This is a genomic window from Bordetella flabilis (genome assembly GCF_001676725.1).
GTDB classification, from domain to species: Bacteria; Pseudomonadota; Gammaproteobacteria; order Burkholderiales; family Burkholderiaceae_B; genus Bordetella_C; species Bordetella_C flabilis.
In genome coordinates this window covers 1,186,924-1,207,606 of sequence record NZ_CP016172.1, presented here as the reverse complement: position 1 = coordinate 1,207,606, position 20,683 = coordinate 1,186,924, and the positions used below count along the sequence as shown (strand labels likewise).

Sequence of the window (20,683 nt, the reverse complement as noted above, 5' to 3'; positions counted from 1 at the left end):
TTCCCGCGCTGGCGCCGGGCTCGGGATCGCACCCCCTCTTCAAGACTTGGGCGGCGCCGAACCCGATGCCGTCCGCGGCTGGTACTTCAGCCGCATGACGCTGGCGACCGCGGCCACCGCGGCGCACGCCGCGCCCATCCACAGCGACAGGATAGCGCCCTGTTCGCTGGATGCATGGAAGCACGCCGCCACCAGGGCAGCGCCGCTGGACTGGCCCAGCAAGCGCACCGTCCCGACCATGCCGCTTGCCCCGCCCGCGCGTTCCGGCGGCGCCGCCGTGATCAGCGCGCGCACATTCGGCGACTGGAAGAATCCGAAGCCCGCCCCGCAGATAGCCAGCCGCCAGCACAGCCCGAACACCGAAGGCTCCGCTGGCATGGTGGCCAGCAAGGCCATGCCGGCCGCCAGCATGGCCAGTCCCACGCCCGCCAGGCCGCCCACCGAGAAGCGGTCGGACATGCGCCCCGCGAGCGGCGCCATGATCGCCACCATCACGGGCCACGGCGTGATCAGGAATCCCGTCTCGACCTGCGTATAGCCCAGCACGTTCTGCAGCATGAAAGGCAGGGAGACAAAGGCCAGCGACTGGGTCGCGAAGGACCCCACGCCGGTGGCGGCCGACAACGCGAACACCGGCCGCCGCAATAGATCCACGGCCAGGAAGGGCGCCGGATGACCGGCCTGGCGGCGCAGCAGCGCGACCAGGCAGGCCAGGCACAGCACCGACGTGCCGACGATGACCTGCCAGCTCGCCAACTGGGCGCCCTCGTTCAGGCTGAACACCAGCAAGGCCAGGAAGCCCGCGCACAGCAGCGCGCCCAGCGTGTCGAAGCGCCGCTTGCTGCGCAGGGTGGGCGGCATGGCGCGCAAGCAGAAATGGATGGCCAGGATACCGACCGGCACGTTGATCAGGAACAGCCAATGCCAGGTCGCCACCGTCAGCACCAGCGACGCCACGGTCGGGCCGGCGGCAAAGGCCAGCGCGACGGTCAGGGAGTTCAGGCCCACGCCGCGGCCGAGCAGCTTTTCGGGATAGATGAAGCGCAGCATGGCGCCGTTCACCGCCATCGTGGCCGCCGCGCCCAGCCCCTGCAACACCCGGCCGGCCACCAGCCAGCCCAGCGTGGGCGCCAGGCCGCAGGCCAGCGACGCCAGGGTGAACAACACCAGCCCGAACAGCATGACGCGCCGGTGGCCGATGATTTCGCCCAGCGTGGCCGCCGGCAGCAGGGCCGCCACCATGGAAAGCTGGTAGGCGCTGATGACCCAGATCGACCGCGCTTCGCTGGCCCCCAGGTCCCGCGCCATGGCCGGCAGCGCCGTGTTGGCGATGGCGGTATCCAGGCTGGCCATCGATACGCCCAGGAGCAGCGCCAGCACGGCGACCCAGCGCTGGTTTGCGGGCATGCCCGTGCCGAAGGGATAAGGTTGCTGAAGCGCGAAGGAAAGGAACATCAGGCACCGAAGGTGGGGAAGGGTCCGGCGCAAGCTGATGCGTACCGGCCCGAAGCGGGTAACGGTGTACCCCCTCCGGCCCGGCACTGTCAAACCGGGCGACATGGACACCGGTGGGAACACCGGTTGCTACGGAGACCTGGCGGCCCGGCCGCCAGCGTTGGAACGGCCGGGGTCCGCATCCACCGTTATGGAGTCAGCCATGGCCCTGAATACGACCCATCCCACTTCATCCACCACCGCGATGACCACTGCGCGTGTCGTGACCCCCCTGGACTGGATCGCCCTGGTGCTCGCCATCATCGGCGGGCTGAACTGGGGACTGGTCGGCGCGTTCAACTTCGACCTCGTCGCCGCGATCTTCGGCGCCGGATCGGCGATTTCGCGAGTGATCTACATCCTGGTGGGACTCGCCGCGCTGTACCTGATCTATTACGCGGCACGCCTCGCGTCCATGAACAGGACCTGAGTGGCCCGCGACGGTGCCCCGGCCGCCGGGCCGGGCGCCGTCGCGTCGCGCAGCCTCCGCGCGGCCCGCTTCGCCGCGCGGGAATCGGCATGCGCGTACCACCGCGCCACGCAGAGTTGTCTGCCCCGGCACGGACGAGCATCCCACGGCGGCCGGCGCCTCAGGGCGTATGCGACATCAGCCGCAACAACACCGTCAGCGATATCAGCGAACCTGCGGTCGATAGCAGGATGGTGCGCGCCGTGACGTGGGCCTCGCGCCGATAGAACTCGGCCAGCATGAAAGGTCCCGTACCGGTCGGCAGCGCCGCCAGCAGCACCGCCATATTCACCAGCGCCGCCGGCATGCCGAATACCCGCGCCGCCAGCCACCACGTCAGCGCCGGCTGCACCAGCAGCTTGCCGGCCACCAGGGCAAGCGACTCGCGCGCGGTATCCGTTGGCGTACGCTTTTCGGCCAGGAACAATCCCAGGCACACCAGCGCGCAAGGACTGGCGGCCGCGCCCAGCATACCGAGGAAGGTATCCAACCCGGCCGGCACGCCGACGCCCGACGCGGCGAGCAGCGCGCCCGCCACGGGCGCCACGATCAGCGGATTGCGCGACATGCCGCGCAGCACCCCGAGGCCCGCCTTGTGGAGCGCGCGCTCCGTTTGCAATCCCAGTTCGACCAAGGCCACCGCGATGGCGAACAGCACCGATACCACGAGCAGCGTCGCCACCGTGGTGGGCGCCAGGCCGGCATCGCCGAACACCATCAGTGTCAGCGGAAAACCGATATACGCCGTATTCGCGTACGACGCGGCGATCGCCTCCACGCTGGCATCCGCGAGGTGGCGGCCGGCCCGGATGCGCCAGGCCAGCGTCGCCACGAACACGGCGGCGCACGCCAGGCCGAAGGCGGCCATGAAGCGGGGCTGGTATAGCTGCTGCCAGGAGGCGTGCGCCATGATGCGGAAGAGCAGCGCGGGCAGCGCCAGCCAGACCACGAAGCGGTTCAGCTCGGAGCAGGCGGCCGGCCCCAGGATGGCGCGGCGGCGGCACACGAAGCCCGCCAGGATCAGGGCGAAGATGGGAACCAGGATTTGCAGCGTGGACAACATGATGCGGGGACTACCTTGGACGGGGCCCGTCCGGGCGGGTATGGCATGACGGCGTTCGATGCAGACGCAGCGTAGCGGCGGCCGGCGATACAATCCAATTCTTTATTCGTCCCCCACCAATACCTTTTACGCATCGTGCTCGATATCAAGCCCCTGCGGTATTTCGTGACGCTGGCGGAAATCCGGCATTTCGGCCGGGCCGCCGCACGGCTGAACCTGTCCCAACCGCCGCTCAGCCGCCAGCTCGCCGCGCTGGAGGCCGCATTGGACGTCCGCCTGCTGGAGCGCAACTCCCGCACGGTGGCGCTGACCCCGGCGGGCGAGCGCTTCCTGGCCGACGCCAAGGCCATCCTGGCCGCGGTGGAGCAGGCGGGCCGCAATGCGCGGGCCGTCGGGCGCGGCGAAGCGGGCTCGTTATCGGTGGGCTTCACCATGTACGCGGCGTACAGCGTCATTCCGGCTTATGCCCGCGCCTTCGGCAAGGCGTGGCCCGATGTCGCGCTGCAACTGCGCGAAGTCGTTTCGCACGATCTGGTGGCGCAGGTGCTGGACGGGCGTATCGACGCGGCCGTGGTGATGGCCGGGGGCGATTACGGCGAACTGTCCAGCCGCGTCGTCGTGCGCGAGCCGCTGTGCGTGGCGCTCGCGCGCCATCACCCCCGTGCGCGGGCGCGCAGGCTGCGCATCGAGCAACTGGCGGACGAGCCCTTCGTCATGACCGCCAGCGACGCCGCGCCCGCCCTGCGCGCCAGCATCGACGCCCTGTGCCGCCAGGCCGGCTTCGAGCCGACGGTCAGCCTGGAAGTACAACTGCAGCAGACCGTCCTGAACCTCGTCGACGAAGGCGTGGGCGTGGCGCTGGTGCCCGCCTCCATGCGCAAATCGCGGCTGCCCGGGGTGGTTTTCCGTCCGCTGGCCCAGGCGCCCACCAGCGAGCTTATCCTGTTGTGGTCGCCGCGCAACCGCAATCCCTGCCTGCCGCACTTCCTGGCCCTCGCCACGCCTCCATAGCGCCGCCTTCGCCGCCACATCGCGCCTGTATAGAAGATTCCCCGCATGCCTTCCACCCGCCCGCATCCCATCTACCGCCGCTTCGAACGCATGATCGACCCGTTTCGCGCCACGCGTGACGAGCCGCCGCCCGGGTCCGTGATGTCGTTCTACCGGCACTATCTGCGGCAGGTGCGGTTCGCCCTGCTGTTGCTGCTGGCCGTGGGCCTGGTGTCCGCGCTGGTCGACGTGGCGCTGTTCCAGTTCCTCGGCCGTATCGTCGACCTTGCGCGCGAAACGCCCAGCGCGGCGTTCTTCGACCAGCATGGCAAGGCGCTGCTGGGCATGGCCCTGGTGGTGCTTGTGCTGCGACCTGCCTTGACCGGCCTGCACGACCTGCTGGTGCACCAGACCCTGGCGCCGGGCCTGACCACGCTGGTGCGCTGGCAGAACCACCGCTATGTGCTCAAGCAGGGACTGGGTTTCTTCCACAACGATTTCGCCGGCCGCATCGCCAACCGCATCCTGCAGACCGGCACGGCGCTGCGCGATTCCGCCATCCAGGCGGTGGACGCGGTCTGGCATGTGGTGATCTACTCCGGCAGCGCGCTGGTGCTGTTCTTCCAGGCGGACTGGCGCCTGACCCTGCCGCTGCTCGTCTGGCTGCTGGGCTATGTCCTGACGTTGGCCTATTACGTGCCACGCGTGAAGGCGCGCTCCGTCAAGGCGTCCGAAGCCAGCTCCAAGCTGATGGGCCGCATCGTGGACGGCTACACCAATATCGGCACCCTGAAACTGTTCGCGCACAGCCAGCGCGAAGAGCAGTACGCCCAGCAGGCCATGGCCGAGCAGACCGGCAAGGCCCAGATGGCGGCGCGCCTGGTGACGTCCATGGGCTTCGTCATCGCGGTGCTCAATGGCATTCTGATCGCCGGCACGCCGGGACTGGCGCTCTGGCTGTGGAGCCAGGGCCGGATGTCAGCCGGCGCCATCGCGCTGGCCACCGGACTGGCCATACGCATCAGCAATATGTCGGGGTGGATCATGTGGGTGGTCAACGGCATATTCGAAAACATCGGCACGGTGCAGGACGGCATCCAGACCATCTCGCATCCGCGCATCGTCGCCGACCGCGCCGGCGCCGAGCCCTTGGGCGTCACGCGCGGCGGCGTACGCTTCGAGCACGTGCACTTCCGCTACGGCAAGGGCGATCCCGTCTTCTCGGGCCTGGACCTGCAGGTCGAACCGGGCGAGAAAATCGGCCTCATCGGTCCCTCCGGCGCCGGCAAGTCGACGCTGGTCAGCATCCTGCTGCGGCTGTACGACGTGCAGTCCGGGCGCATCCTGATCGATGGCCAGGACATCGCGCACGTGACGCAGGAAAGCCTGCGCTCGCAGATCGGCGTGGTCACACAGGACACCTCCCTGCTGCATCGGTCCATCCGCGAGAACCTGCTCTATGGCCGGCCGGACGCCGACGAAGCGGCCGTGCTGCACGCGATCCGGCAGGCCCACGCGGACGGCTTCATCTTCGACCTGACGGACGGACAGGGCCAGCGCGGACTGGATGCCCACGTCGGGGAACGCGGCGTGAAGCTGTCCGGCGGCCAGCGCCAGCGCATCGCCATCGCCCGGGTACTGCTGAAGGACGCGCCCATCCTGGTGCTGGACGAAGCGACATCCGCCCTGGATTCGGACGCGGAAGCGGCCATCCAGGAGAACCTGGAAGCGCTTATGCGGGGCAAGACGGTGATCGCCATTGCGCACCGGCTCTCCACCATCGCCCGCATGGATCGCCTGGTGGTGCTCGACCACGGCGCCATCGTGGAAACCGGCACCCATGCCGAGCTGCTCGCGCGCAACGGCCTGTATGCGCGGCTGTGGCGGCACCAGACCGGCGGTTTCGTCGGCCTGGAATGATCGCCGCGCGCCGTCCGGGCGCCGGCGGTCTTCAGGCGTCGGCCGGCGTGGCGCGCGCGTCGAACTCCGCGGCCTCCAGCGGATACAGGGGCGGCTGGCGCTTCACATAGGGGAAAATGCCGTAGTCCGACGTCGTGACGCCCGGACTGTCGCATTCCACCAGGCCGCCGGAAATCGGCACGAATACCGGCCGGCAATACATCCGCGACTTCAGCAGCAGGAAGCGCGCGGCACGCGGATCCTCGCCCACGCTTTCGAACACGGCGAGATCCCAGGGCTCGTGGGGCTGCTCGGACACGACCACGCGCGCCGCACCCAGGTCGAGCACCGCGGTACGCCCCATGCCCACCCGCATCCCCGTATATGTGGGCCCGGTGATGACGTATTCGCCGTCCGTGACGGCCCGCACGACGCCGGTCGCCTGCATCGGTGACGCATGGATGCCCAGCGCCGCCAGCGAACGCTTGTTGCCCAGTGGCAGGGTGACGCGCGCGCCCACGCCCGCTTCGGCCATGCGGGCGACCGCCTCGGGGTCGCACAGCACGCCGGCCAGGATGCCCTGCATGCCGCGCGCCAGCGCCGCTTCCAGGACCGCCGTGGTATCGCAGGTGCCGCCCGAATTGCAGTTGTCGCCATGGTCCAGGAGCAAAACCGGGCGCTCCGCGCCCTGCGCCAGCGTCGCGCCGCGCTCCAGCGACGCCGCCAGCGGCTCGCTGCGATACACGAAACCATCGCGCCCGGCCCATATCCCGGCCGCGATGCGTTCGGCCGCCGCTTCGGCCAGCGCGCGGTCCCCGTCGGCGACCACCACCACGCTGATGCACGGATGCGGAATATCGGCCAGGCCGAAGCCCGCCAGGACCGACGCCGCCGCCAGCCCCTGCGCCTCGGCCTCGCGCGCCGCCTGAACGGCATCGCGCATCGCGCCGGTATCGGTCGCCGAACGCAGCGTATGGGTCATCAGGGGCGGCCGGCGCCACGCCATCACCGGCCGGAACTCCCCTGCGATCATGCGCCACAGCAGGCGGCCGGCGTGTTCGCCGGTTTCATACATGTCGACATGCGGATAGGTCTTGAAGCTGACGATGACGTCGGCGTTGCGCACCATGCGCGCCGTCACGTTGCCGTGCAGGTCCAGCGCGACCGCGATGGGCACGCCCGGCGCGGCGGCGCGCACGCGCGCCAGCAGGTCGCCTTCGCCGTCGTCGCTGTTCTGCGCCACCATCGCGCCGTGCAGGTCCAGGAATATCGCGTCGCAGCCGGGCACCGCGGCCAGGATGCGCGCGCACATCTCGTCGTAGGCGTCGGCATGGACCGGCCCGCTGGGATAGGCCCACGCCGATAGCGGCGTCACGATCTCCGCCCCGTGCTCCCTGGCCAGGTCGATGAAGGCGCCCATGGCCGTGCGCGCGCCCTCGTTCTCGCGGCGCGCATCGTCGCCGTAGGCCGGCCCATGGCGCCCGAAGGCCGCCAGCGGGGTGGGCACCGGGGAAAACGTATTGGTTTCGTGGTTCATCCGGGCGATCAGCGCTTTCATGCCGCGTCCTCCCGCCCGGCTGCGACGCCGGCGGCGCGCAGCACCGCCTGCAGCAGCACATTGCATCCGGCTTCCAGGTGCTCCGGCTGCGCGTCCTCGATCTCGTTATGGCTGATGCCATCCTTGCAAGGCACGAAGATCATGGCGGTCGGCGCGACGCGCGCCAGGTAGACGGCGTCGTGGCCGGCTCCGCTCACCACCTCCATCGACGGGTAGCCCAATGCGTCGGCGCTTGCGCGCAAGGCGCCCACCAGGCCGGCGTCGAAAGGCTGCGGCGGGAAATACACGACCTCCCGCACATCCGCCGTCACGCCGGCGAGCCCGGCGCAGAACTCGCGCAGCGCTGCGGACATGGCCGCAAGCGTGGCGTCGTCGGCGGCGCGCAGGTCCACGGTGAGCTGCACGCGGCCCGGGATGACGTTGCGCGAATTGGGATAGGTGTCCAGGCAGCCCACCGTGCCGCGCGCATGCGGCGCGTGGTCCAGCGCGATGCGGTTCACCTGTTTGACGATATCGGCCGCCGCCAGCAGCGCGTCGTGGCGCAGCGCCATGGGCGTCGGGCCGGCATGCGCCTCCATGCCGGTGACCGTGACGTCGAACCAGCGCTGGCCCAGGGCGCCCTGCACCAGCCCGATGACCTTGCCGTTGGCTTCCAGGATGGGACCCTGCTCGATGTGCGCCTCGAAGTAGGCGCCCACGCGCCGGCCGCCCACGGCTGCGCTGCCGTCCTGGCCTATGTCCCGCAAGGCTTCGGCCACGCTGATGCCGTCGCGGTCGCGCTGCGCCAGGGCGTGTTCCAGCGTGAAGGCCCCGACAAATACGCCCGAGCCCATCATGACGGGAACGAAGCGCGAGCCCTCCTCGTTGGTCCATACCGCGACTTCGAGCGGCGCTTCGGTGACGATGCCGTGCGCGTGCAGCGTGCGCAGTACCTCGATGCCCGCCAGCACGCCATAATTGCCGTCGAACTTGCCGCCGGTGGGTTGGGTGTCGATATGGCTGCCCGTCACCACGGGCGGCAAATCGTCGCGGCGGCCCGGGCGCCGCATGAAGATATTGCCGATGGCGTCGATGCTGACGGCGCAACCCAGTTCGCGCGCCCACCGCATGACCAGTTCGCGGCCCTGGCGGTCCAGGTCGGTCAGCGCCAGCCGGCGCACGCCGCCCTTGTCGGTGGCGCCGATGCGCGCCAGCGTCATCAGCGTATCCCAGAGGCGGCCGCCATCGACGCGCAGCTGTTGCAAGTCGCGCAGGTCATGCTGCGCGCGTGCGGAAATTTCAGGATCGGACATGTTCGGTTCCCATGGATGTTCGGCGGGACAGCCCGGCTGCGGCCGCCCCGCGGCGGTTCGGATCACACCCCGACGCCGAGGTAGCGGTCCTTGACCGCATCGTCCGCGACGAAGTCGGCGTTGCCGGCTTCATAGACGATGGCGCCTTGCTCGATGATGTAGTGACGATCGGCCAATTGCGTGCAGACCTCCAGATTCTGTTCCACCAGGAGGATGGGCACGCCCTGCTCGCGGATCAGCCTGAGCTGCGCCACGATTTCCTCCACGATGACCGGCGCCAGGCCTTCCACCGGTTCGTCCAGCATCAATAGCCGCGGATGGTTCATCAGGGCACGGCCGATTGCCAGCATCTGCTGCTCGCCGCCCGACAACTGCGCACCGCCGTTGCGGCGCCGTTCCTTCAGGCGCGGAAAGATGCGATAAACGTCGGCCAGTTGCCAGGGTGACGCGCGGCGCGCGCCCAGCAACAGGTTTTCCTCCACGGTCAGCAGGCGAAAAATGCCGCGGTGTTCCGGCACCAGGCACAGGCCGCGCCCGGCCACGCGGTGCGCCGGCAGCCCGCTGACCCGCGCGCCGTCGAAACACACTTCGCCGCGCGCCGCGGGCAAGGCGCCGGCGATCGTCCGCAGCGTGGTGGACTTGCCCGCGCCGTTGCGGCCCAGCAGCGTCACCAGTTCCCCTTCACCCACGGCCAGCGACACGCCTTGCAGGATGTGGCTCTTGCCATAGTAGGTGTGCAGGTCGCGCACTTCCAGCTTCATGCGCCGCCTCCGGTAATCATGTTGCCCAGGTAGGCCGCCCGCACGCGGGGGTCGTCGCGGATGGCGGCCGGCGGGCCCTCCACCAGGATGCGGCCCTGCTGCATCACGGTCACGGTGTCGGAGATATCCATGACGATGTTCATATTGTGCTCGATCAGCAGGACGGTATGGTCGGCCGCCAGGCCGCGGATCAGCGCCTTCATACCGTCCAGGTCGTCCACGCCCATGCCCGAGGTCGGCTCGTCCAGGAAGATCGCGCGCGGGCGCGCCGCCATGGCCATCCCCACCTCCAGCCGGCGCTGCTGGCCGTGCGACAGCGCCGCGGCCTGAACGCCGGCGCGCGCACGCAGGCCCAGGCGTTCCAGCAAGCCGTCAACCAGTTCGTTCAGCGAGGCGTCGCGGCCCGGCGGACGCCACATGTCGAAGGCGCCCGACGGGTGCGCGCCCTGCGCGGCCAGGCGCAGGTTCTCGCGCACGTCCAGGTTGGCGAACAGGCTGGTCACCTGGAACGAGCGGGCGATGCCGCGGCGCACGCGCACGTTGTCCGGCTCGCGGGTAACGTCGTGGCCGTCGAAGACGATGCGCCCGGCGCTGACCGGCACGGTACCCGTCAAGGTGTGGAACAGCGTGGTCTTGCCCGCGCCGTTGGGCCCGATGACCGAGTGCACCGTACCCGGCATGACGCACAGGTCCACGCCGGCCAGCGCGGTAAACCGGCCGTAGCGCTTGACCACGCCGCGCGCGTCCAGGATGGGGACGGCGCCGGCATGGGCGCCGGCATGGGCGCCGGCATGGCCGCCGGGGCCAGGCACGGACGCCGGCTTGCGGGCGGAGTCGGCCGCGTTGCTCATGCCTGGTCCTCCTTGGCCATCCCCGACGCGCCACGGAGCGCGCTCCACAGCCGCTGGCCCAGGCCCCACAGCCCTTTGTGCATGAACAGGCTGACGCCGATCAGCAGCAGCCCCAACAACAGCAGCCAGCGTGGCCACAGGGTCGACAGCCAGTCCGACACCAGCACGTAGAAAGCCGCGCCCAGCACGGACGCGAACAGATTGCCCGTGCCGCCGATCACCGTCATCACCAGGATCATTTCACTGGTGTGGTATTCGATATTGGACAGCGGCGCGATGCCGGTCATCAAGGCATGGAAGGCGCCCGCCAGCGCGGTCACCGCGCCGGACAGCGCGAACACGGCGAGCTTGAGCGCCCGCGTGTCGTAGCCCACGGCGCGCGCGCGCGCTTCGTTCTCGCGGATCGCCAGCAGCGTACGGCCGAACACCGAATTGGTCACGCGCTGCAATAGCCAGAACACGAGCAGGAAGCACACGCCCACCAGGGCATAGAAACGCCACGGCGTATCCAGCGGCAGGCTTGCCAGCCCGCCCAGGGACAGCGGCGGCCGCGGGATGTCCAGCAGGCCGTTGTCGCCGCCGGTCCAGCTCGGCAGGCTGTAGGCCAGGAAGTAGAACATCTGCGCGAACGCCAGCGTCAGCATGACGAAATAGGTGCCGCGCTGCCGGATGGCGAACCAGCCCACCAGGCCTGCGGTCAGTGCGCCGACGACGATGGCGGCGAGCACCGCGGCGGGCAGGTGCAGCCCGCCTCGGGTCATCAGAATGCCCAGGGTATAGCTGCCCATGCCGAAGAAGATGCCTTGGCCGAAAGACAGCAAGCCGGTATAGCCCAACAGCAGGTTGCAGCCGAGCACCGCCAGCGAATACACCAGCACTTCGGTGGCCAGCGTGCCGGAATCCAGCACCAGCGGCAGCAACAGCACCACGGCCGCCGCCAGCAGCAGGCCGGCATGATCGCGCAACGCCCGCATCACCCTCTCCCCAACAGGCCGTGCGGACGCAGCAGCAGCACCGCGGCCATGGCGACATAAATCATCAGGCGCGCCCCTTCGGGCCACAGCGTACTCATCACGCTTTGCACGATGCCGATCAGCAGCCCGCCCGCCAGGGCGCCGGCGAAGCTGCCCATGCCGCCCACGACCACGATGACGAAAGCCACGCCCAGGGCCTCCAGCCCCATGAACGGGTCGACGCCGCGTATCGGCGCCGCCAATGCGCCGGCCAGCGCCGCCGTTCCGGCGCCCAGCGCGAACACCAGCCCGAACACCCGGAACACGTTGATGCCGAGCAGGGACACCATCTCGGTCGATTCGCTGCCCGCCCGGACGGCGCTGCCCAGCCGCGTCCCTTCCAGCACCCACCACAGCAGCACCGCGAACACCGCCGTGAAGGCGATGACGAACAAGCGGTACTTCGGATAGACGAAGCCGCCCCACATGACCACGCCTTGCAGCAGGCCGGGCGTGGCCACGTTGTCTCCCAGCGGCCCCCAGACCAGGATTACGGCCTCCTGCAGCACCAGGGCCAGGCCCACGGTGACGAGGATGTGGAATTCATGCGCCTGGTCGTAGATGCGCCGCAGCAGCGTGCGTTCGGTCAGCCACGCCAGCAGCGCGACGACCAGCGGCACGGCGAACAGCGCGAGCCAGAAGTTCAGTCCCCAGGCCACCGCCTGGTAGCAGAAGTAGGCGCCCAGCAGATAGAACGCCCCATGCGCGAAGTTGACGAAGCGCAGCAGCCCGAAAATGATGGACAGGCCGACGGCAAGCAGGAAATACAGCATCCCGATGCCGACGCCGTTGACGAGTTGCAGCAGATAAACGTTCATGGGTTCAGCGAGCGGCCTCGTAGGCGCGCGGCGCGGCCGCAGCCCGCACCGGCGCGCGGCCCAGGGCGATCAGAGCTTGCAGCCGGTCTGCGCCACGGGCAGGAAGGACTGCCCGGAACTGAGGATATCGGCGTAATCGTCCTTGTCCTTCATGGCCGACTTTGCCTTGCCGCGCAGCAGGTAGTAGTTCTTCAGCACCTGGTGATCCTCGGCCCGGATGCGCTCCTCGCCCGTCAGGCCGGTGTATTGCATGCCTTCGAGCGTGGCGATGACCTTGGCCGGATCGTCGGTGCCCGCCTTGACGATGGCGTCGATCAGGATCTTGGTGCAGATATACGAGCCCGCCAGGCTGTAGTTGGGATTGGACTTGAAGGCGTCCTGACTGCGCTTGACCAGATCCTTGTTGCCCGGGCTGTCTATGCCGTGCCAGTACTGGGCGCCGAAGTAAACGCCTTCGCACAGGTCGGCGCCAAGCGCCTCGAACTGCTCCAGGCCGGAGGCCCAGGCCATGAGGATGGTGGTGTTCTGCTTCATGCCGAAGCTGACCGCCTGGCGCAGCGCGTCCGAAGACTGCGAGCCGAAATTGAGCAATAGCAGCACGTCGGGCTTGGCCGCCATCGCGTTGGTCAGGTAGCCGCTGAATTCCTTTTCCGTCAACGAATGGTAGCTGTTGCCGACGTGCTCGATGCCCTTTTCCTTGAAGATGTTCTTGGCGGCATTGAGCAGGCCATCGCCGAAGACGTATTGCGGCGTGATGGTGTACCAGCGCTTGGCCTTGGGTAGCTTGTCGATGAGCGGCCGCACGGTCTGCTCGATGGCGCCATAAGTGGGCACCGACCAGCGGAATGTCGCCTTGTTGCAATCCGAGCCGGTGATCTCGTCCGCGCCCGCCGTGGTGATGAAGACGCCCTGGGCCTTCTGCACTTCCTTGCCCATGGCCAGGGCCTCGGAGGACAGGATGCCGCCGGCGAAGTAGCGCGCGCCTTTCTGCTGCGCGAGTTCCTGCACCTTGCGCACCGCGGTGGCGGGCTTGCCCTCTGTATCCAGCGTCGTATAGGCCAGCGGGCGCCCGAGGATACTGCCGTACTGCTGGATGGCCAGCTTCATGCCCAGGTCGGCGTACTTGCCGTTGGCCGCGAAAGCGCCGGACATGGGAACGGGGCAACCGAACTGGATGGCCTGCGCGGCCTGCGCATAGGCGTGGCGCCATGCCATGGAACCGGGCAGGGCCGACAAGGCGGCGATTTTCAGGAGGTCACGGCGGTTCAAGGCACTCCCCTTATTTATCATGATAAATACGATGAGCTGATAATATTGGGGCACAAATTGCGCGTCAACACGACGAGCGCCGCAAAGGGGGCGTAATTACCCTAGTCCCGTTTGATGGCATTTCAGTGCCGCGCAGGATACCGGGCACGACATCGCCCGACGTTCCAGGAGAGAGACCACACATGGCTCGGCCACCCGCCGCGTCCGCGCCCGCCACGCAGCGAAAATCCAAGCGGGCGGACCTGGTCGCCGAGGAGATCAAGCGGCTGATCACGGAACGCGACCTGCGTCCAGGCGACAGGCTGCCGCGCGAACCCGAACTGCAGCAGCTGTTCGCCGTCAGCAAAAGCACCATGCGGGAAGCCCTCAAGTCGCTGGAGGTGCAGGGCCTGGTCACCATCAGTACGGGTCCGGCCGGCGGCGGCCGCATCGTCGAAGTATCGCTGGACCGGACGTTCCAGCTCATGCAGAACTACCTGTTCTTCAAGGAAGTCACGATCGACGACATCTACACGGCGCGCAAGCTGCTCGAACCGGAGCTTGCCGCGGGCGCCGTGCCGCACCTGACGGAAGCGGACCTGGAAGCGCTGACTCACAGCATCGAATGCTGCGACCCGTCCTCCGGCAAGACGGCCGATGTCGTGGCCCAGCGCAAAGAGGACCTGAACTTCCACGACATCCTGGCGCTGGCCAATCCCAATCCCTTCCTGCGCTTCACCTGCCAGCTGATCAACGAAATGCTGCGCCAGCTGACGGTGTTCGAGAACGACACCCCGGTGACCACGCAGCGCCGCTTCGGCCAGGCCAACGTACGCCTGCACCGGGCCATCGTCACGGCCGCGCGCGCCGGCGATGCCGACGAGGTACGCCGGCTCATGGCCGAACACATGGTCGAGGCGTCCGGCTTCGTTAAGAAACTTAACGGCAAGCTGCGCGGGCGGTTGATCCTGGATTCCGAGATGTCGCGCCGCGCCGCCACGCGGCGCAAACCGGCACGGCCGGTGTCCCCCATCGAGGACTGAGGCAGTCATGGCGTGCCGCGGCGGGTGTCCGCGGCGGCGGAGCCGGCGGCTTCCAATGGCGCCGTGGCGACACGCCTGGCAAGCCATGACGGCCCGACGACGGGCCTTCGCTCGATGAGGACGCCCCCACAGTGTGGAACTTGCGCCTGCCCTTCCCGGGCGCGCCGCTGTAACTGACAGGAATGTCAGTTTTCCGACAGCGTACGGTCACGGGGTCCTTCGTAAAGTCGCGCCTCATGACCACCCCCACCTTCCCGCCATCCCGCCGCAGGCCCCGCCGCGCACCGCTCGCCGGCGCCGCGCTGTGCGCGCTCGCGTTGCTGTCCGGCTGCATGGTGGGGCCGGACTACGTGCGCCCCACCATGCCGCTGCCGGCCGCCTACAAGGAGGCTGGCCCGTGGAAAACCGCCACGCCGGGCCAGATCGATGCCAGCCGGAACTGGTGGGAGGTCTATGGCGACACGACGCTGGACGCGCTGATCGAACAGGCGAACCAGGCCAACCAGACCATCGCCCAGGCCGCCGCGCAATACCGCCAGGCGCGCGCGGTGGCGGCGCAGGCGCGGGCCGCCTTCTGGCCGCAGGTCTCCGCCGGGATCGCGGCGGGCCGGGCTCGCACGCAAAGCGCCAGCAGCGGCGCCAGCAGCGGCAGCCGGCTGGACAACACCTACACCGCGTCGCTGGATGCCAGTTGGGAACCGGACCTGTGGGGCGCGGTGCGCCGCTCGGTGCAGGCCAGCGACGCCAGCACCCAGGCCAGCGCCGCGCAACTCGCCGCGGCGCGGCTCAGCGTACAGGCGAGCGTGGCGCAGGACTATCTGCAACTGCGCATCACCGACCGGCAGAAGGCGCTGTTCGGCCGCACCATCGTCGCCTTCCAGCGTTCGCTGCAGCTCACGCAAAGCCAGTACGCAGCGGGCGTGGCCCTGCGGTCGGATGTCGCGCTCGCCCAGGCCCAATTGAAGACCACGCAGGCGCAGGCCATCGACCTGGACACGCAGCGCAACCAGCTGGAACACGCGATCGCCATCCTGCGGGGCCGCTCGCCCGCGGAATTCTCTCTGCCGCCGGCCGGCGACGACTGGCAGCCGCGCCTGCCGCGGATCCCGACGGGCGTGCCCTCGCAGTTGCTGGAGCGACGGCCCGACATCGCCACGGCGGAACGCCTGGCCGCATCGGCCAACGCGCAGATCGGCGTGGCGCGCGCGGCCTGGTACCCCGACGTGGTGCTGAGCGGCGGCGTCGGCTTCGCCAGCGGCGTGGCCGGGCTGGCGCAGTGGTTCAACACACCCAGCCGGGTGTGGTCGCTGGGCGCGACCCTGGCCCAGACCCTGTTCGACGGCGGGCTGCGCGGGGCCCGCGTGGATGAGGCGGTGGCGGCCTACGACGCCGCGGTGGCGCAGTACAAGCAGACCGTGCTGGGCGGCTTCCAGGAGGTCGAGGACAACCTGTCCAACCTGCGCGTGCTGGCCGACGAGCAGGTCGCGCAGGAGCAGGCCGTCGCGGCATCGCGGTTGTCGGAGCAACTGGCGACGGCGCAATACCGGGCGGGCACCACGACCTATCTGTCGGTGGTCACCGCGCAGGCCCTGACGCTGTCCAACGAGCGCACCGCCACCGACCTGCTCGGCCGCCAGTTGCTGGCAAGCGTCGCGCTCGTCAAGGCGACGGGCGGCGGCTGGACCACCGCGCAACTGGACGATCCGATGGGAAATACCGCCCCACGCGGTCCGCAACACGAGAGCAAAGACCATGGCTAATGCAATGTTCCGGCGCCGCGCCGGCTGGACGGCGGTTATCGTGACGCTGGCCGTCGCCGCGGGCGCGTTCTGGGGCATGGCCCGCAAGGCCGCTTCCGCCGACGCGCCGGCCCCGCGCACGCCGCCGGTCATCGTCACCTCCGCGTCCGTCCGCCAGCAGGACGTGCCGATCTACCTGACGGGCGTCGGCACCGTGACGGCCAACCAGTCGGTCACCGTCAAGACGCGGGTGGACGGCGAACTCGACAAGGTCGGCTTCGTCGAAGGCCAGGACGTGCGGGCCGGCCAGTTGCTGGCGCAACTCGATCCGCGGGCCTTGCAGGCGCAACTGGCGCAGGCCAAGGCCACGCAGGCCAAGGACCAGGCGCAACTGGTCAACGCCCGCCTCGATCTGCGCCGTTTCACCGAACTCACCAAGGAGGATGCCGCCACCCGGCAGCAGCTCGACACGCAACGGGCGCTGGTCGCACAACTGGAAGCCACCGTGGAGATGGATGTGGCGCAGGTGTCCTTCGCCCAGGTCCAGCTGGGCTATACCACCATCACCGCGCCCATCGGCGGCCGGGTCGGGGCTCGCCTGGTCGACCCGGGCAATATCGTGCACGCCACCGATGCCGGCGGTCTCGTGGTGATCAACCAGATCGACCCGATATCCGTGGTCTTCACCCTGCCGGAATCGGCCGTCGGCGCCATCAATGCCGCGATGGCCGACACGCCGGCCGGCCTGCCCGTGACGGCGCTGGGCCGCGAATCGAACCAGGAGCTGGGCGCGGGCAAGCTGGTGCTGGTGAACAACCAGATCGACACGACGACCGGCACGGTGCAGCTCAAGGCGGTATTCCCCAACCCGCGCCATGCGCTGTGGCCGGGGCAGTATGTCAACGCACGCCTGCAACTGGGGACCCGCAGGCAGGCGCTGACCGTACCGGCCGCCGCGGTCCAACGCGGCCAGGACGGCACCTATGCCTATGCCCTGGACGACCACGGCGTGGCCCGCATCGCGCCCATCCGCGTCGCCGTGATCCAGGACAACGTGGCGGTGGTTGAGGGCGGCCTGAAGCCCGGCGAACGCATCGTGGTGGACGGCCAGTACAAGCTGCGGCCCGGACTGCACACCGTCGAATCCAAAGCCCCGACCTCGATGGCCGAGGCGACCGCCCCGGGAGCAGGCCAATGAGCGTCTCCGCCGCCTTCATCAAGCGCCCCATCGGCACCAGCCTGCTGGCGCTGGCCATCCTGCTGGTCGGCATCGCGACCTGGCCGCTGTTGCCCGTGGCGCCCCTGCCCCAGGTCGACTTTCCGACCATCCAGGTCACCGTCAACCTGCCGGGAGGCAGTCCCGAGACCATGGCGTCGAATGTCGCGCAACCCCTGGAGCGGCAGTTCTCGCTGATCGCCGGGCTGTCGCAGATGACATCCGTCAGTGCACAGAACCAGACGCAGATCACCCTGCAGTTCGACCTGGACCGCAGCATCGAATCGGCCGCGGTCGACGTGCAGGCCGCCATCAATGCGTCATCCGGGCAACTGCCGGCCAACCTGCCCAACGCCCCCACCTTTCGCAAGGTCAACCCGGCGGACGCTCCCATCCTGGTGCTGAGCGTGCAGTCGACCACGCTGCCGCTGACGCAAGTCAACGACTACGCCGACAACATCCTGGCGCAGCAGATCTCGCAGATCAAGGGCGTGGGCCTGGTCAACATCGCCGGCCAGCAGAAGCCGGCCGTCCGCATCCAGGTGGATCCGGACAAGCTGAAGTCGCTGGGCCTCAGCCTGGAGGACATCCGCAATGTCATCGCGTCGACGACGGTCAACCAGCCCAAGGGCACGCTGGACGGCCCTACGCAAAGCTTCACCACCTACACCAACGACCAGTTGCTCAAGGCCGCCCCGTGGAACGACATGGTGCTGGCCTACCGCAACGGCGCGCCCATCCGCGTGCGCGACGTCGGCGTGGCGGTGGACGGCCCCGAAAACAACAAGCTGGCGGCCTGGGCCTATGCCGGCCCCGCCGCCGCGCCGGGCAACACCCTGACGAACGGCCGCGGCATCGTGCTGCAGGTGAGCAAGCAGCCGGGGGCGAATGTGATCGACACGGTCGACGCCATCAACGCGGCCATGCCGCGCCTGCGCGCCGCCATCCCGCCGACGGTACAGATCAATACCGTCATCGACCGCACGCAGACCATACGGGCCTCGGTGGCCGATGTGGAGTTCACCCTGGTCCTGACCATCGTGCTGGTGGTCATGGTGATATTCCTGTTCCTGCGCGACATGGCCGCCACGCTGATTCCCTGCGTGACGGTGCCGCTGGCGCTGATGGGCACCGCCGCCATGATGTATGTCGCCGGGTTCAGCCTGGACAACCTGTCGCTGATGGCATTGACCATCGCGGTCGGATTCGTCGTGGACGATGCCATCGTCATGCTGGAGAACATCTACCGCCACGTCGAGGAAGGCATGTCGCCCCTGCAGGCGGCATACAAGGGCGCCGGCGAAATCGGCTTCACCATCATCTCGATCTCGGTGTCCCTGGTCGCCGTCTTCATCCCGCTGCTGCTGATGGGCGGCATCGTGGGCCGCCTGTTTCGCGAATTCGCCGTCACCGTGACCCTGACCATCCTGGTATCGGTGATCGTTTCGCTGACCCTGACGCCCATGCTGTGCTCGCGCTACCTGAAGAACCAGCACGGCCGGGGGCATGGCCGGCTATTCCTGCTGTTCGAACGCGGTTTCGACGCCATGCTGGGCGGGTACAAACATGGCCTGCACTGGGTACTGCGCCACCAGCGCGCCACCCTGGCGGTTTTCATCGCCACGGTGGCGCTGACCGGCGTCATGTTCGCCACCATACCCAAGGGATTCTTCCCGCAGCAGGACACCGGCTTCATCTATGGCTTCGCGCAGTCGTCGCAGGATTCCTCGTTCGCGGCGATGAACCGCCGCATGCTGGAACTGGCGGACATCGTGCGCCAGGACAAGGACGTATCCGCCTTCGGCATGAACGGCAACCAGACCCAGTTCAACACCGGCAACTTCTACATCGGCCTGCGGCCCAAGGAGGACGGGCGCACCGCCAGCGCGGACGAAATCATCCGGCGCCTGCGGCCCAGGCTGGCCCAGGTGGAAGGCGTCACCCTGTATATGCAGGCCGGCCAGGACATCAATGTGGGGGGGCGGCTGTCGCGCACCCAGTACCAGTACACGCTGACCGACTCCAACCTGGACGAACTGAACCAGTGGGCCCCGCGGCTGCTGGCGCGGTTTTCGCAACTGCCCGAACTGGCGGACGTGGCCTCCGACCAGCAAAGCAACGCGCCCACCGCCACATTGACCATCGACCGCGCCCGCGCATCGAGCTTCGGCATTTCGCCGGCCCTGATCGACTCGACGATCTACGACGCGATCGGCCAGCGGCAGGTGGCGCAGTACTTTACCCAGTTGAACAGCTATCACGTGGTCCTGGAGGTCACGCCCGCGCTGCAGCGCGACCCCTCGCTGTTCAGCAAGCTGTACCTGACCTCGCCGCTGACCGGAACCCAGGTGCCGCTGTCGACCTTCGTCACCCTGGACACCACGCGGACGGCCTACCTGGCCATCAACCACCAGGGCCAGTTCCCGGCCGTCACGCTGTCGTTCAACCTCGCGCCCGGCGCCTCCCTGGGCGACGCCGTCAAGGCCATCGACGCCGCGAAGGCGCAGATGGGCGTGCCCGACACGCTGACCGGTTCCTTCCAGGGCGCGGCCAGGGCCTTCGGCGACTCGCTCAAGTCGCAGCCCTACCTGATCGCCGCCGCGCTGATCGCGGTGTATATCGTGCTGGGCCTGCTTTACGAGAGCTACATACACCCCATCACCATCCTGTCCACCCTGCCTTCGGCCGGCCTGGGCGCGCTGCTTATCCTGCGGGCTGGCGGCTACGACCTAAGCGTGATCGCCCTGATCGGCATCATCCTGCTGATCGGCATCGTCAAGAAAAACGGCATCATGATGATCGACTTTGCCCTGCATGCGGAGCGTGAACGCGGCATGCCGCCGCAGGAAGCCATCTACCAGGCCTGCCTGCTGCGCTTCCGGCCCATCATGATGACCACGATGTGCGCCCTGCTAAGCGGCCTGCCCCTGATGCTGGGCAACGGCCAGGGCGCCGAATTGCGCCGTCCCCTGGGCTACGCCATGGTGGGCGGCCTGCTGGTGTCGCAGGCGCTGACCCTGTTCACCACGCCGGTGGTCTACCTGTACCTGGATCGCGCCCACCACTGGTACATGCGCCGCAAGCAGGGGCGCGCCGCTGCCCGCGCGGGGGCCGCCGCGCCGCCCGCGCACCCGGACGTTCCCCGGGACGGCCCGCCTGAACCGCTGGTGCAGAAATAGAGTAAAAGAGGTGCGTCTCCAGCCCAGGGCCCGTTCGCACCCGAAGGACG

General features: G+C 68.6%; 16 protein-coding genes. 7 read left to right on the top strand and 9 right to left on the bottom strand.

Annotated features, from left to right (window positions below):
• Positions 1-39: 39 nt before the first annotated feature.
• A complete protein-coding gene (locus BAU07_RS05215; protein WP_066654717.1) occupies positions 40-1,455 on the bottom strand; it encodes an MFS transporter in 1,416 nt (471 codons plus the stop codon).
• 202 nt (positions 1,456-1,657) lie between these two features.
• On the opposite strand from BAU07_RS05215, the gene BAU07_RS05210 reads away from it, so the two are divergent.
• On the top strand, positions 1,658-1,924 hold the full coding sequence (locus BAU07_RS05210) for a DUF378 domain-containing protein (protein ID WP_232338251.1): 267 nt from the start codon (positions 1,658-1,660) through the stop codon (positions 1,922-1,924).
• A 160-nt stretch (positions 1,925-2,084) separates the two neighbouring features.
• Here BAU07_RS05210 and BAU07_RS05205 read toward each other — a convergent pair whose 3' ends face one another.
• Positions 2,085-3,026: an AEC family transporter gene (locus tag BAU07_RS05205; protein ID WP_066654716.1), complete on the bottom strand. Its 942-nt coding sequence runs from the start codon at positions 3,024-3,026 to the stop codon at positions 2,085-2,087.
• 135 nt (positions 3,027-3,161) lie between these two features.
• Here BAU07_RS05205 and BAU07_RS05200 point away from each other — a divergent pair, with 135 nt between their 5' ends.
• Together BAU07_RS05200 and BAU07_RS05195 are read left to right on the top strand one after the other, a co-directional pair.
• Positions 3,162-4,037 carry a LysR substrate-binding domain-containing protein gene (locus BAU07_RS05200; protein WP_066654714.1) on the top strand — a complete coding sequence of 292 codons (876 nt, stop codon included), beginning with the start codon at positions 3,162-3,164 and terminating at the stop codon, positions 4,035-4,037.
• 45 nt (positions 4,038-4,082) lie between these two features.
• Entirely contained in the window at positions 4,083-5,936 is a 1,854-nt protein-coding gene (locus BAU07_RS05195) for an ABC transporter ATP-binding protein (protein WP_066654712.1), read from the top strand.
• 31 nt (positions 5,937-5,967) lie between these two features.
• Here BAU07_RS05195 and BAU07_RS05190 read toward each other — a convergent pair whose 3' ends face one another.
• The 7 genes from BAU07_RS05190 to BAU07_RS05160 all read right to left on the bottom strand — a co-directional run bounded on the left by BAU07_RS05190 (position 5,968) and on the right by BAU07_RS05160 (position 13,477).
• Positions 5,968-7,473 (bottom strand): M81 family metallopeptidase, encoded by a 1,506-nt coding sequence (locus tag BAU07_RS05190; protein ID WP_066654709.1) that lies wholly within the window; start codon positions 7,471-7,473, stop codon positions 5,968-5,970.
• Entirely contained in the window at positions 7,470-8,765 is a 1,296-nt protein-coding gene (locus BAU07_RS05185) for a Zn-dependent hydrolase (RefSeq protein WP_066654708.1), read from the bottom strand. Before BAU07_RS05185 ends, BAU07_RS05190 begins: the two co-directional genes overlap by 4 nt.
• Before the next feature lie 62 nt (positions 8,766-8,827).
• Positions 8,828-9,526 (bottom strand): ABC transporter ATP-binding protein, encoded by a 699-nt coding sequence (locus BAU07_RS05180; protein ID WP_066654707.1) that lies wholly within the window; start codon positions 9,524-9,526, stop codon positions 8,828-8,830.
• Positions 9,523-10,377, bottom strand: coding sequence for an ABC transporter ATP-binding protein (locus BAU07_RS05175; protein ID WP_084025371.1), 855 nt, complete (start codon positions 10,375-10,377; stop codon positions 9,523-9,525). The genes BAU07_RS05180 and BAU07_RS05175 overlap by 4 nt, the downstream gene beginning before the upstream one ends.
• Complete coding sequence (locus tag BAU07_RS05170) at positions 10,374-11,351, bottom strand: branched-chain amino acid ABC transporter permease (protein WP_066654706.1); 978 nt, start codon at positions 11,349-11,351, stop codon at positions 10,374-10,376. The genes BAU07_RS05175 and BAU07_RS05170 overlap by 4 nt, the downstream gene beginning before the upstream one ends.
• Entirely contained in the window at positions 11,351-12,208 is an 858-nt protein-coding gene (locus BAU07_RS05165) for a branched-chain amino acid ABC transporter permease (protein ID WP_066654704.1), read from the bottom strand. The genes BAU07_RS05170 and BAU07_RS05165 overlap by 1 nt, the downstream gene beginning before the upstream one ends.
• Before the next feature lie 69 nt (positions 12,209-12,277).
• Entirely contained in the window at positions 12,278-13,477 is a 1,200-nt protein-coding gene (locus BAU07_RS05160) for an ABC transporter substrate-binding protein (protein WP_066654697.1), read from the bottom strand.
• Positions 13,478-13,659: 182 nt separating this feature from the next.
• Here BAU07_RS05160 and BAU07_RS05155 point away from each other — a divergent pair, with 182 nt between their 5' ends.
• The 4 genes from BAU07_RS05155 (at position 13,660) to BAU07_RS05140 (ending at position 20,633) form a co-directional block, all read left to right on the top strand.
• A complete protein-coding gene (locus BAU07_RS05155) occupies positions 13,660-14,499 on the top strand; it encodes a FadR/GntR family transcriptional regulator (protein ID WP_066654696.1) in 840 nt (279 codons plus the stop codon).
• A 236-nt stretch (positions 14,500-14,735) separates the two neighbouring features.
• On the top strand, positions 14,736-16,259 hold the full coding sequence (locus BAU07_RS05150) for an efflux transporter outer membrane subunit (protein WP_066654695.1): 1,524 nt from the start codon (positions 14,736-14,738) through the stop codon (positions 16,257-16,259).
• Positions 16,252-17,436, top strand: a complete 1,185-nt coding sequence (locus BAU07_RS05145; protein ID WP_084025369.1) for an efflux RND transporter periplasmic adaptor subunit — start codon at positions 16,252-16,254, stop codon at positions 17,434-17,436. Before BAU07_RS05150 ends, BAU07_RS05145 begins: the two co-directional genes overlap by 8 nt.
• Complete coding sequence (locus tag BAU07_RS05140; protein ID WP_066654693.1) at positions 17,433-20,633, top strand: efflux RND transporter permease subunit; 3,201 nt, start codon at positions 17,433-17,435, stop codon at positions 20,631-20,633. Before BAU07_RS05145 ends, BAU07_RS05140 begins: the two co-directional genes overlap by 4 nt.
• Positions 20,634-20,683: the final 50 nt, after the last annotated feature.